Raw genomic sequence first — 12584 nt, forward strand, 5'->3', positions numbered from 1 at the left:
TCGCGAAGCGTGCTCATCCCGGGCGACGCTCGGAAGGGTTCCTGCCCCATGCCATCGCCACGCGGGCTCCCACCGCTGCGGCGACCGCAGTGAGGAAGGCGCCCCAGGCGAGATCGGCGAAGGTCACTAGCCAGGGCCAACGAAGCAGGGTCGCCTGGTTGGTCAGGTCGTAGGTGCCGTAGGCCATCAGGCCCAGGAATGCACCCCGCCCGAGGGCGACCGTCCATCGCCGCGCGGCCAGGCCGGGAGCCACCGCGAACCCCACGACGCCTGCGATGTAGACCGCATAGAAAACCAGCGCCGGCACGAGCGAGAAGCGCTCCGCCATCAGGTGCCCGATGGCGGGGCGGTAAAGCCTGTCGGCCATGAGTGTCAGCCAGACGGCGTCGAGCGCCAGGAGGCTGAGCGCCGAGGCGAGATAGGCAACGATGAGCTGGCGGATCGTCATGGCGTTCATTTCAGGCGATAGCTGAGCTTTCGGCCGCCGGCCACGGCGGAGTCGAGGCCGATCCAGTCTCCCTGAGCCGAATACCAGAGGTCCAGCGGTGCACTGGGCCCGCTGATGCGCCACTGCTGCGCCGCGACCGGCTCGCCCCGCACCTCCAGTGTCGAATCGCCGAGCGGACGAATCTGCACGCGCTCCTCCTCGCCCGTCTGGGCGTTGAGAAGTCTCGTCTGCTGACGCAAGGCCGGGTTCCAGTAGGCGAAGGTCATCGTGCACGCGGGAAGGGAGCGCGTCGTGCTGCCGACCGTCACGTCGAGACGTCCGTCCTTCCCCGCCTGGGCGCGCACGCGTGAGATCTTGCCGTCGTCGTCAGTGAAGGAGACCAGCTGCGCGAGGCAATTGCCGCGCCACGACTCCGAGGCGCTGTGCCGGTAGCGATAAACCGGAACACCGAGCAGCCTGACCACGAAATCCGCCTCGCTCACGACCTTGCGCTCGTCACCCGTGGTGCTGACGCTGAAGCTGTGTTCGCCAATCGCCTCGCCGTCGAGCAGGACGCGAAAGCGCCAGTCCGCCGCGACGGCTGGCGCCGCGCACCACACGGCCGTCGCGACGACCCAAGGCAGCCCGTTGGTCCTCATGCTCACGATGTTCCTCTCGCCGCTCGATTTCGCGCTTCGATGTGGCTCACGCCGTCGAACCGCATCGACAGCCAGACCAGCAGCGGCAATGCCACGCACCAGGACGCCGCGATCGTCAACAGTGCCGGGACAGCGTCGACAAAATGGGCCGCGCCCAGCTTGACACCGGAGGCGAACGAGAGCGGGCCACCCACCGCGCCCAACGCGGCGGCCAGCCACCAACGCCCCCTGAGCCATCGCAGCGACACATTGAGACAGATCGCGAAGAGTCCCCACATGGCGACGAGCCAAGCCGGCGCGAGCCTTGCATCGCCTGCTCCGCAGGAAGGAAAACTCACGTGGCCGAGCGCGATGTTCATGGTTTCGAGCGCGAATCCGATCAGGCAGGCTATACCCACCAGCATCGCCTCCCTCGCCGACCTCCGCGCCAATCCGACGTGCCACGCGACCGCGCAGAGGACGCACAGAATGCCCCAGGCCGGGATGCAATGCGCCGCTGCGAAGATGGCGGAAAACCAGGTGGCCTGGAACACGGCCACGTTCGCAACCACCGTCGCGCGCGTGGGCCCGCCAGCGGCAAGCCGAAACGTGGAGTCCACCGGCACGTCCTTCCAATGACTTCGATCGAAGACCCAGGACGCGGATGCGGCGTGCCCGACTGGGCGGCCTCGGCCTGTGCTTCGTATACGACGCTGGCGGCGTGCGTGGATTCTGAGTGGAAACCCTAGGGGTCAGGCCCGCGCGGCGGGATGCAGCGGCTCGAGCGCTTGCCGGCGATCGAGCCTCTCGAGCAGTTCAAGCGCCCACAGCAGGCGTTCGGCGGGTCCCCGGCCAACGGGCGCGGATTCCGTGCCGGCGGCAGCCACCACCGCCTCCACGAGAAAGGCGTTCGAAGGCAGAACGGGCCAGCGCTGCGATGCCCCGCGCGGCCACAGCACGAGGCCCGCGCGCAGCAGCGACCATGCCTTTCGCATCGGCGGCACGACGGCACGCCGGCCCACTCCGTCGAAGCCGGACAGGCGCACCGCGCGGCCGATGTCCGCATACAGGAAGCGCGCCGCGTTGATGCCGGGGCGGCAGGTCACCGGCAGTTGCGCCACGCCCGCACCGACGCGCCGGTAGAGCACGTCCGCGGCCCGCAGCAACCTTGCGACCACCGAGCCCAGTGCGGGCGTGTGGACCGCCTGCGCCAGCCATGCGTCGGGATCGAGGCCCGCTTCGCGCATCCAGTCGCGCGGCAGATAAAGCCGCCCCAGGGCCGCGTCCTCGCCCACGTCGCGCGCGATGTTCGACAACTGCATGGCCACGCCGAGGTCGCAGGCCCGCGCGACGACGTCGGCAGAACGTACGCCCATCAGGAGGGCCATCATCGCGCCGACCGAGCCGGCGACGCGCGCGGCGTAGTCGCAGAGCTCTTCGAAGCTGTCGTAGTGCCGGCACTCGGCATCCCAGGCGAAGCCTTCGAGCAGGGCTTCGGGCAGCGCGCGCGGGATGTCGAAACGTGCAGCGACGGCGGCCAGCGCACGGTCGACCGGCATCGACGGCGCCGCGGCGTCCGGCGTGCCGTCGTAGGCGCAGGCGAGCCGCCCACGCAGCATCGCGACCGCGGCGCTTGCGCCGTGCCCGCAGTCCACCGCGTCGTCGGCCATGCGGCAGAACGCATAGAGCGCACAGGCCGCGTCTCGCACCTCGCGCGGCAGCATCAGGGAGGCGGCCAGGAAGGTGCGCGACCCCTGTCGCAATGCGTCGCGACACGCGGCCATGTCCGCCGGGTCCAGCGGCCTGCGAGTCCGAGCGCGCGCCGGTTCAGGAAGCGCGACGGGAAGTGAGGGCATCTGCATGAGGCACCACCGAATCCAGGATGCGAGCCGATGAGAGAACGCCGGGCAGGCCGGCGCCAGGATGGGTGCCCGCGCCGACGAGGTACAGGCGGTCGATGTCTTCGCTGCGGTTGTGCGGACGGAACCACGCGCTCTGCCGAAGCACCGGCTCGAGGCCGAAGGCGGCGCCGCGAAACGAGGACAGGCGATCCTGGAAATCCAGGGGCGTGAGCATGCGCGAGGTGGCGATATGGCTGTCGAGATCCGGGAGCAGCGTGGCCTGCAGCTTCTCCTGAATGGCCTGCCGGTAGGACTCGGCCATGCTCCGCCAGTCGGTGCCACTCTGCAGGTGCGGCACGGGCGACAGGACGTAGAAGGCATCGCAACCCGGCGGTGCGAGCGACGGATCGGTCGCGGTCGGCCGATGCAGGTAGAGGCTGAAGTCCTCCGCGAGCCGCTTGCGGTCGAAGATGTCGCCGAGCAGTCCGCGGTAGCGCGGCCCGAGCGCGATGGTGTGATGCGCCACGTCCGGATACCTTCGGCGCGTGCCGAAGTACCACACGAACAGGCTCATCGAATAGCGCGCCTTATCGATGCGGCGGTTCGTCCAGCGCCTGCGGTGCTCCGGCGCCACCAGATGGCGGTAAGTCGATGCCGAATCGGCGTTGGAGACCACGATGTCGGAGCGCAGGGTCTCGCCGCTGTCGAGCCGCACGCCGGTGGCCGCGCCGTGGCTCACTTCGATCTGCGCCACCCCCTGGTTGCACCGCACGCTGCCGCCCTGCCCCTCGATCAGCTTCACGAGGCCCTTCACCAGGCTGCCCGTGCCACCCATGGCAAAGTGCACGCCCCAGCGCCGCTCGAGGAACGCGATGAGGCAGTAGACCGACGTCGTTGCAAAGGGGTTGCCCCCGACCAGCAGGGACTGGAAGGTGAGCACCACGCGCAGTCGCGGATCGCGCACATGCTTGCAGGCGAGCGAATGGACGGTGCGATAACCCTCGAGCCTGATCAGGTCGGGCAGCGCGCGCGCCATGTCGCCCCACGAACTGAAGGGCACATGGCCCAGTTGCTCGAAGCCCACCTTGTAGATGGCTTCGCTGGCCGCGAGGAAGCGCTCGTAACCGGCGACATCGGCGGGCGCGAGGCGCGCCACTTCCGCCCGCATCGCCGCGGCGTCGCCGGAGTAGTCGAAGGTCGTGCCATCGTCGAAGCGGATGCGATAGAACGGCGAGACCGGCCGCAGCTCGACGTCGTCCGCCATGCGACGGCCGCACAGGGCCCACAGCTCCTCGAACAGGAAAGGCGCGGTGATGACGGTGGGCCCGGCGTCGAAGGTGAAACCGTCCTGCCGGTACACGTAGGCGCGCCCGCCCGGCGCATCGAGCTTTTCAAGCACGGTCACGCGGTACCCGCGCGCACCGAGCCGAATCGCGGCCGCCAGCCCGCCGAATCCGCTGCCGATCACGATCGCCCGCGGGCGGGTCGCGGGCGTGCTGGCCGCGCGCGAAGCCACCGGCAGGTGCGGGGATGCCCCCACTGAGACTGTCAACATATTGCGCATAGTAGATGTGTCAGGTTAAATTGACAACATGGACGATCCGGCACTGGAACTCCGTGACCTCGGCTGCATGCGCGGCGGCCGTGCGCTGTTCAGCGGATTGAATCTCCGGCTGCCGCTTGGCCGGCTCGTGCGCGTGACCGGCGCGAACGGTTCGGGCAAGACCAGCCTGCTGCGGATGGTCTGCGGGCTGTTGCGGCCGACCTGCGGCGAGGTGCTGTGGCGCGGCCGGCGCATCGGCGCGCTGCGCGAGGAATTCCATCGCGAGCTCGCCTACCTCGGCCATTCAGCGGGGCTGAAGGAGGACCTGAGCGCCATCGAGAACCTGCTGGCTGCCGCACGGCTCGCCGGCGCGAACCCGGGCGGCGACCAGACGGTCGTCGCGTTGAGCGGCGCGGGGTTGTCACACCATGAACAACGCATGCCCGTTCGCAGCCTGTCGCAAGGCCAGCGCAAGCGCGTCGCCCTGTCGCGGCTGGCGGTCTGCGGCGACGCCGCACTGTGGGTGCTGGACGAACCCTTCGAGGCGCTCGACGGCATCGCCTGCGGATGGCTTTTTCACCTCGTCACCACGCACGTGGGCCGCGGCGGTCTCGTGCTGCTGACGGACCACCAGCTGCTGCCGGCACTGCCGCCGGCGATGGCACGGGTGAACCTCGCGCTCGGCGAGGTCGCGTCATGAGCACGCTCGCGCTGCGCATCGCCGCGCCCCAGGAGACCGGGTTGCTGCGCGGCTTGCGCTGCGTCGTCCTGCGCGACCTGCGCCTCGCGCTGCGGCGGCCCGCCGACCATGCCGCCGTGCTGTTTTTCTTCGTGATGGTCGCCAGCCTGTTTCCGCTGGCCGTCGGCCCCGAGCCCGAACTGCTTCGCCGCATGGCGCCGGGCGTGGTCTGGGTGGCGGCGTTGCTGGCATCGATGCTGTCGCTGGCGCGGTTGTTCGCAGATGACCTGCAGGACGGCACGCTCGACCAGATGCTGCTGTCGGCGACGCCGCTCGCGCTGCTGGTGCTCGGCAAGGCGGTGGTCCATTGGCTCTGCACGGGCCTGCCGCTGGCCCTGGTCTCCCCGGTGCTTGCGTTGCAGTTCGGCCTGCGGCCCGAAACGATCGCCGTGCTCGCCGCCACGCTGCTGATCGGAACGCCGGTACTGAGCCTCGTCGGTGCGATCGGTGCCGCCCTCACCGTCGGCCTGCGCGGCGCGGGCGTGCTGCTGTCGCTGCTGGTGTTGCCGCTGCTGGCGCCCGTGCTCATCTTCGGTGCGGGCGCGGTGGACGCGAGCACCGCGGGGGCCGACGTGTCGGCGCACTTTTCGTTGCTGGGCGCCCTGCTGGTGCTGGCCCTGGCGGGCGCGCCACTGGCAGCCGGCGCGGCGCTGCGCATCGCATTCGAATGAGCCCCGGAGGCACCATGGCCCTCATCTCCACGTCACCCCTGTCGCGACAGGCCGCCTCCATTCACTGGTTCGCCTACGCGGCGCCACAGCGCTTCTATCCGCTCGCAGGCCGGATCGCGCGAATCTGCGCATGGCTCGCCGCCGCGCTGGTGGTGACCGGGCTCGCCATGGGTCTCGGCATCGCACCCACCGACGCGCAGCAGGGCGAGGCCTACCGCATCATCTTCGTCCACGTGCCCGTGGCGTGGATGTCGATGGTGATCTACGTCGCGATGGCCTTCTGGGCGGGCATCGGGCTGGCCTTCAATGCCCGGCTCGCCTCGATGCTCGCGCTCGCGCTGGCGCCGACCGGTGCGCTCATGACCTTTCTCGCGCTGTGGACGGGCGCACTGTGGGGCCAGCCGACCTGGGGCACATGGTGGGTTTGGGACGCGCGGCTCACGTCGGAGCTGATCCTGCTATTTCTCTACCTCGGCTTCATCTCGCTGCACGGCGCCATCGACGACGCGCGGCGCGCCGATCGGGCCGCCGCCGTGCTGGCGCTGGTCGGGGTGATCAACGTGCCGATCATCTATTTCTCGGTGAAGTGGTGGAACACCCTGCACCAGGGCGCATCCATCAGCCTGTCGAAGTCGCCCAGCATGGCGACGGCCATGCTCGCAGCGATGCTGGTGATGGTGCTGGCGGTCTGGATGTACTGCATCGCTATCACGCTGGTGCGCCTGCGAACGCTGCTGCTCGAACGCGAGCGCGATGCGGCGTGGGTGCGGCGCATCCTGGAGGCGTCATGAACTGGGACGACGCGGCGCGCTTCCTCGCCATGGGCGGCTACGGCCTCTATGTCTGGGGCGCCTTCGGCATGACGGCGCTGGCCGTCGCCGTCGAGATCGGCGCGCTGGGCGCGCGCCGCCGCAGGCTGCTGCGCAGGGAGCGCCCGTGAAAGCCAGGGCACGCCGCGGCCTCGCCCTCCTTGCCGGCGTGCTGGCGCTCGGCATCGCGAGTGCGCTGGTGCTCCACGCGTTCCGGAGCAACCTGGTTTTCTTCTTCAGCCCCTCGCAGGTCGCCGCGCAACAGGCACCGCTCGAACGCGGCTTTCGCCTCGGCGGACTGGTCGAGCCTGGCAGCGTGCACCGGGCACCCGAGAACCTGACAGTGCACTTTATCGTGACGGACCTGGCGCGCAAGGTCCCCGTCGTCTACACGGGCCTGCTCCCCGACCTGTTTCGCGAAGGCAAGGGCGTCGTGGCGCAAGGCCGGCTGGGCGCCGACGGCGTGTTCCGCGCCGACCAGGTGCTGGCCAAGCATGACGAGAACTACATGCCACCAGAGGCGGCCGAGGCGCTGTCGAAGGCCCGGCGTGGACCGATCCAGGGACCGGAGCCATGATCCCCGAACTCGCGCATTTCGCGCTCGTGCTGGCGCTCGCCGTGGCCCTGGTGCAATCGGGCGCGGCGTGGGCGAACGCGACGCCGGGCGCAGGCGGGTGGCTGGCGCTCGCGCGACCTGCGGCACGCGCCCAGTTCGTCCTGGTCGCGATCGCCTACGCCGGGCTCACGCAGTCCTTCGTCGCGAACGACTTTTCGGTGCTGTATGTCGCACGGCATTCGAATTCGATGCTGCCCCTGGTCTACCGCATCACCGCGGTGTGGGGCGGCCACGAGGGCTCGATCCTGCTGTGGACGCTGATCCTCGCGGGCTGGACCCTGGCGCTCTCGGTCTTCTCGCGCGGCCTCGACGTCCTCATCGTCTCGCGCACGCTCGGCGTGATCGGCCTGGTCAGCAGCGGCTTCCTGCTCTTCACGCTGTTCACCTCCAACCCGTTCGAGCGCCTGCTGCCGGCCGCCGCCGAGGGACAGGACCTGACGCCCTTGTTGCAGGACCCGGGCATGGTGATCCATCCACCGATGCTCTACATGGGCTACGTCGGCTTCGTGGTGGCCTTCGCCTTCGCGGTCACTGCCCTGCTGACCGGGCGCCTGGACACTGCCTGGGCGCGTGCCTCACGGCCGTGGACGACCGCAGCCTGGTGCTTCCTCACCTGCGGCATCGCCCTTGGAAGCTTCTGGGCCTACTACGAACTCGGCTGGGGCGGCTGGTGGTTCTGGGACCCGGTCGAGAACGCGTCGCTGATGCCCTGGCTCGCGGGCACGGCGCTGATCCATTCACTCGCCGTGACGCACAAGCGCGGCGCGTTCCGGGCCTGGACCGCGCTGCTCGCGATCGTCACCTTCTCGCTCTCGCTGCTGGGCACCTTCCTGGTCCGCTCGGGGGTGCTGAGCTCGGTCCATGCCTTCGCGGCCGACCCGCGGCGCGGGGTGTTCATCCTCTGCTTTCTCGCGCTGGTGACCGGCGGGTCGCTGGCGCTGTTCGCGTGGCGCGCGCCCCAGGCGGGGCGGGGCGCCAGCTTCGAGGCCGTGTCGCGCGAATCGATGCTGCTGGCCAACAACGTGCTGCTGCTCGTGTCCTGTGCCGCGGTCATGCTCGGCACGCTCTATCCGCTCATCATCGACGCGCTGGGCCTCGGCAAGCTCTCGGTCGGGCCGCCGTATTTCGAAGCGGTGTTCGTCCCGCTGATGGCGCCGGCGCTCTTCCTCATGGGCGTGGGGCCGATGGCGCGATGGCGTCACGCCCGCACCATCGACCTGGCGAGGCGGCTGCGCTGGGCGCTGTGCGTGAGCGTGGCGAGCGCGGTCGTCGTGCCGCTGGCACTCGGTCGCTGGACGCCGATGGTCGCCTTCGGCCTCCTGCTCGCCGCCTGGATCGCCGGCACCTGCGTGCTGAACCTGCTGCACCGTCTTCGAAGCCATCCGGCGAGTCGCTGGACGGCGCGTGTCGCGGCGCAATCTGCGAGCTACTACGGCATGCTGCTCGCCCATTTCGGGGTCGCCGTCTTCATCGTCGGCGTCACGATCGTGGGGGGCTATTCGGTCGAGCGGGATGTCCGCATGGCACCCGGCGACATCCTGACGCTGGGCCGCTATCGCATCCGCTTCGAGGGCGTCCACGAACGCAAGGGGCCCAACTACATGGCCGCCCGCGGGACGCTGGCCGTCCAGCGTGACGGCCAGCCCTTGACGGTCCTCTTGCCGGAGAGGCGCCTCTACCTCGCGACGCGCACGCCGATGACCGAGACCGCGATCGATCGACGGTTCACGCGCGACCTCTACGCGACGCTCGGCGAGCCGCTCGGCCCGGTCGCATGGAGCGTGCGCGTGTACTACAAGCCCTTCGTCGGCTGGATCTGGGGCGGCTGCCTGATGATGGCGCTCGGTGGCCTGCTCTCGATCCGGGATCGCGTTCGCCGCGCCCCGGTGCGCCGCAGCGTCGCGGAGACGGACACGGCCGTGGCCCCGCAGCAGCAGACCGCCCCGGCAATGACACGGGAGGTCCCGCAGCCGTGAAACGCTACGCAGCGCCTCTCGTCGTGTTCGGCGTGCTGGTGGCCTTCATGGCCGCCGGACTGAGGCTGCACCCGCGCGAGGTTCCCTCTCCGCTGATCGGAAAGCCCGCGCCGGCCTTCAACCTGCCGGTGCTGGACGCCCCCGGACGGACGCTGTCGGCGCGCGACTTGCGCGGACAGGTCTGGGTCCTGAATGTCTGGGCCTCCTGGTGCGTCGCGTGCCGGCTGGAGCATCCGCTGGTGCGCGAGATGGCCGGCACCGGCATCGTGCCGATCTACGGGCTCAACTACAAGGACAAGCCGGCCGATGCGCAGGGGTGGCTCGAACGCTTCGGCAATCCCTATGTGGCATCGCTGTCCGATCGCGACGGGCTGGTGGGGATCGACTATGGCGTCTACGGCGTGCCCGAGACCTTCGTGATCGACAGGCAGGGCGTGATCCGTCACAAGGTCATCGGACCGCTCACGCCCGAACTGCTGCACGACACGATCGTGCCGCTGGTGAAGAAGCTCGATGGCTAGGCTCACCGTTGCCGCCTGCATCCTGGCCCTCGCGGCCTGGGGATTTAACACCGCGCACGGCGAAGAAGCCCTGCCGCTCGCACCGAATCCCGTCCTGGAGGCGAGCGTCATGGAGATCGCCGGGGAACTGCGCTGCCTCGTCTGCCAGAACGAGACCATCGCGGCCTCGCAGTCCGCATTGGCCGCGGACCTGCGCGCGCAGATCGCACGCATGCTCGAAGAGGGCCAATCGCGCGCGCAGATCCTCGACTTCATGGTCGATCGCTACGGCGAATTCGTGCGCTTCCGGCCCGCATTCGAGGCGCGTACGCTCCTTCTCTGGCTCGGTCCCTTCGCGCTGCTGGGCGCGACGCTGTGCTTCATTGCCGTCGGGCGGCGCCGGCGCGCGCCGGGTGCATCGCGCGACGGCGAAGTCGAAGTGGCCGCGCAAGCGAAGTTCGATCCAGCCGACCCGCTCCCGCACCTCTCCCGAAGCGCCGTCGCATGGCTCAGCGCGGGTGTTGCCGTCTTCAGCATCGGCGTCTACGCCCGTCTGGGCAACCTGGACGCTCTCGCAGCGGCGCCGGAACAGGCGGCGAGCGCTGCGCCCGCGGAATCGGCGCAGGCCCTGGAAGCGGAAGCGATGCTCGACGGCATGGCGGCTCGCATGGAACAGCAGCGCGCCGGCTCGGTCGACGCCGCAGGCTGGGCGATGCTCGCGCGCTCGTATGCCGCAACGGGCCGCTTCGAAAACGCGAGCCGTGCCTTCGAGCGCGCGCTGGCGTTGCAGCCGGACGACGCCCAGTTGCTCGCGGACAGCGCCGACGTGCTCACGATGCTGAACGGCCGGCGATCGGGTGCCAAGGCCGCGAGCCTGATCGCGCGCGCACTGGAAATCGATCCCGACAACCTCAAGGCGTTGGCGCTGGCAGGCAGCGATGCGATGGATCGCCACGCTGTCGATGAAGCAACGGCCTACTGGTCGAAGGCGCGGCAACTGACGGCACCCGGGGCGTTTGCAGACAGCATGGACGCCAATCTCAATTCCGCCCGCACCGCGTCCGGGCGCTAGCCGCGAAACTTCCGGGAGAACGCAATGAGTCAATGGATCTGGAGTTCTACGGCAGGTCTGGCGGTGCTTCTGTTGGCGACGGCGCTCCCGGGCTGTGCGCATTCGCCTCCGACCATTCCCGCAGTTCCGCAAGTCGATCTGGATCGCTTCATGGGCGATTGGTACGTCATTGCACATATCCCGACGCGGTTCGAGCGCGACGCCTTCAACGCACTCGAGTCCTATGCCCTGCGACCCGACGGGTCCATCCAGACCACCTTCCAATACCGCAACGGCAGTTTCGACGCGCCAGTCAAGACCTTGCGGCCCATCGGCCGCGTTCGGCCCGGAACCGCCAACTCGGTGTGGGGCATGCAGTTCATCTGGCCGGTCGAAGCCGAGTACGTGATCGTCTACCTTTCCGATGACTACGGTCTGACCATCATCGGCCGCAGCGATCGAGACTACGCATGGATCATGGCGCGTTCGCCGCACATCACCGACTCGGACTACACCGGAGCGGTGCGCCGGTTGCGAGATCTGGGATACGCGACCGATGGCTTGAGGCGCGTCCCGCAGAATTGGCCGGCGCGCGACCGCTAGCCTGTGATTCGCGACTTGCGGGATCTGGACCTCGAACTCGAATTGCCGCCCGGATGCCGCGAGGCCACCATCAAGAGCGCACCGCGCTCTCGGAGGAACTCTCGTAGTGACGTCGCCACCATGGTGGTTGCTCCGATCCCGGCACTGGCCCGGCGCCGCGAACATGTTCCAGTTCCTGGAATATCTCGATGACGAATTCGATGAACGCGCGGGCGCGTGCCGTGCGGCGTACGCTCGGGCTGTAGATCAGATTGACGGGAATTGCCTCTGACGATTCCCAATCGGACAGAACCCGAACCAGAGAACCCGCGGCGAGTTCTTCCGGATTGGTCCAGTCCAGAAGACGCACGACACCGTGTCCTGCGAGCGCCAGGTCGATCACCATGTCACGGTGTGCATTGGCGGTCGTCAGCCAACCCTTGGCCGTGACCGATTCCTCCTCGGAACCGCGGGTGAACGTCCAAAGGTCCAGCACCGTCCCATTGATGGCACGGATCGGCAGGCACTCGTGCTGCTCAAGGTCCTTCGGTCGTTGGGGCCTACCCCTCGCGGCCCAATAGGCCGGGGATGCCACAACGATGAATCGTCCCGCTGCAATCGGCCTTCGCACAAGGTTTGGCGTCTTCGGCCAACCCAAGGCAAGCATGATGTCGAGGCCGTCCATGTCCTCCTCTGCAGCGCGCCTGAAGTCTCGAACGTCGAGCGCGATGTCGGGATGACGCGCATGAAAGCGCGGCAGCGCCGCTGTCAGGCAGCCGCGGGCGATGACGTGCTGCACGCCGACCACCAGCGTGCCTCTCACGCGCGTCGCCGATGACCGTGCCTGGTCTTCGGCCTCATCGAGGGCGGCCACGGCCGGGGCACAGGATCGAAAGTATTTGTCGCCGCCGGCAGTCAGTGTCACTCCGCGGGTGGTGCGTTCGAACAAACGAATGCCCAGGTTCGATTCCAGCGCAGACACCATCTTGGCGACGGCGGGAACACTCACGCCGAGTTCCCTTGCCGCCCCCGAGAAGCTCTTCTCGACAGCAGCGCTCATGAAGCACTGCAATGCGCGAAGCTTGTCCATGATCTGCCCCTCTTCCCTGCGCGCTTGAACCAACGGTTGCAACCAGCTACGCACGCAAGAGTATTTCACGGGAGGCGTTTCTTCCCTAGAGTGGTCCAGCG

At 68.7% G+C, this 12584-nt stretch carries 15 protein-coding genes; 9 read left to right on the forward strand and 6 right to left on the reverse strand.

The genetic code is table 11. The annotated features are described in order from the left end of the window. Nucleotides 1-13 precede the first annotated feature (13 nt). The 5 genes from ACSFBL_RS02095 to ACSFBL_RS02115 form a co-directional block, all read right to left on the reverse strand. Nucleotides 14-448, reverse strand: a complete 435-nt coding sequence (locus ACSFBL_RS02095) for a DUF2177 family protein (RefSeq protein WP_435514079.1) — start codon at nt 446-448, stop codon at nt 14-16. A 5-nt stretch (nt 449-453) separates the two neighbouring features. Continuing rightward, a complete protein-coding gene (locus tag ACSFBL_RS02100; protein WP_435514517.1) occupies nt 454-1086 on the reverse strand; it encodes a DUF6134 family protein in 633 nt (210 codons plus the stop codon). A gap of 2 nt (nt 1087-1088) precedes the next feature. Next, nucleotides 1089-1685, reverse strand: coding sequence for a DUF2878 domain-containing protein (locus ACSFBL_RS02105; protein WP_435514080.1), 597 nt, complete (start codon nt 1683-1685; stop codon nt 1089-1091). 132 nt (nt 1686-1817) lie between these two features. After that, nucleotides 1818-2849, reverse strand: coding sequence for a phytoene/squalene synthase family protein (locus ACSFBL_RS02110; protein WP_435514081.1), 1032 nt, complete (start codon nt 2847-2849; stop codon nt 1818-1820). A gap of 43 nt (nt 2850-2892) precedes the next feature. Continuing rightward, nucleotides 2893-4461 (reverse strand): phytoene desaturase, encoded by a 1569-nt coding sequence (locus ACSFBL_RS02115; protein ID WP_435514082.1) that lies wholly within the window; start codon nt 4459-4461, stop codon nt 2893-2895. Nucleotides 4462-4498: 37 nt separating this feature from the next. Between ACSFBL_RS02115 and ccmA the strand changes: the two genes are divergently transcribed. Genes ccmA through ACSFBL_RS02160 form a run of 9 tightly spaced genes read left to right on the forward strand, consistent with a single transcriptional unit; the run spans nt 4499 to nt 11414 of the window. After that, complete coding sequence (ccmA, locus tag ACSFBL_RS02120) at nt 4499-5149, forward strand: cytochrome c biogenesis heme-transporting ATPase CcmA (protein ID WP_435514083.1); 651 nt, start codon at nt 4499-4501, stop codon at nt 5147-5149. Further along, a complete protein-coding gene (gene ccmB / locus ACSFBL_RS02125) occupies nt 5146-5859 on the forward strand; it encodes a heme exporter protein CcmB (protein WP_435514084.1) in 714 nt (237 codons plus the stop codon). Before ccmA ends, ccmB begins: the two co-directional genes overlap by 4 nt. Before the next feature lie 14 nt (nt 5860-5873). Further along, nucleotides 5874-6650 (forward strand): heme ABC transporter permease CcmC, encoded by a 777-nt coding sequence (gene ccmC / locus ACSFBL_RS02130; RefSeq protein ID WP_435514085.1) that lies wholly within the window; start codon nt 5874-5876, stop codon nt 6648-6650. Then, complete coding sequence (gene ccmD / locus ACSFBL_RS02135; protein ID WP_435514086.1) at nt 6647-6799, forward strand: heme exporter protein CcmD; 153 nt, start codon at nt 6647-6649, stop codon at nt 6797-6799. Before ccmC ends, ccmD begins: the two co-directional genes overlap by 4 nt. Further along, nucleotides 6796-7245, forward strand: coding sequence for a cytochrome c maturation protein CcmE (ccmE, locus tag ACSFBL_RS02140; protein WP_435514087.1), 450 nt, complete (start codon nt 6796-6798; stop codon nt 7243-7245). Before ccmD ends, ccmE begins: the two co-directional genes overlap by 4 nt. Then, a complete protein-coding gene (locus tag ACSFBL_RS02145; protein WP_435514088.1) occupies nt 7242-9260 on the forward strand; it encodes a heme lyase CcmF/NrfE family subunit in 2019 nt (672 codons plus the stop codon). Before ccmE ends, ACSFBL_RS02145 begins: the two co-directional genes overlap by 4 nt. Continuing rightward, entirely contained in the window at nt 9257-9781 is a 525-nt protein-coding gene (locus tag ACSFBL_RS02150; RefSeq protein WP_435514089.1) for a DsbE family thiol:disulfide interchange protein, read from the forward strand. The genes ACSFBL_RS02145 and ACSFBL_RS02150 overlap by 4 nt, the downstream gene beginning before the upstream one ends. Beyond that, entirely contained in the window at nt 9774-10832 is a 1059-nt protein-coding gene (locus ACSFBL_RS02155) for a cytochrome c-type biogenesis protein CcmH (RefSeq protein ID WP_435514090.1), read from the forward strand. Before ACSFBL_RS02150 ends, ACSFBL_RS02155 begins: the two co-directional genes overlap by 8 nt. A gap of 24 nt (nt 10833-10856) precedes the next feature. Further along, the gene (locus ACSFBL_RS02160; RefSeq protein WP_435514091.1) at nt 10857-11414 is read left to right on the forward strand and encodes a lipocalin family protein; all 558 of its coding nucleotides are present in this window, start codon (nt 10857-10859) and stop codon (nt 11412-11414) included. Nucleotides 11415-11484: 70 nt separating this feature from the next. Here ACSFBL_RS02160 and ACSFBL_RS02165 read toward each other — a convergent pair whose 3' ends face one another. Then, nucleotides 11485-12483 carry a LysR family transcriptional regulator gene (locus ACSFBL_RS02165; RefSeq protein ID WP_435514092.1) on the reverse strand — a complete coding sequence of 333 codons (999 nt, stop codon included), beginning with the start codon at nt 12481-12483 and terminating at the stop codon, nt 11485-11487. Between the last annotated feature and the right edge of the window lie 101 nt (nt 12484-12584).

Origin of the sequence: Variovorax glacialis (genome assembly GCF_051216375.1) — a bacterium.
Classification (GTDB): Bacteria; Pseudomonadota; Gammaproteobacteria; order Burkholderiales; family Burkholderiaceae_C; genus Variovorax.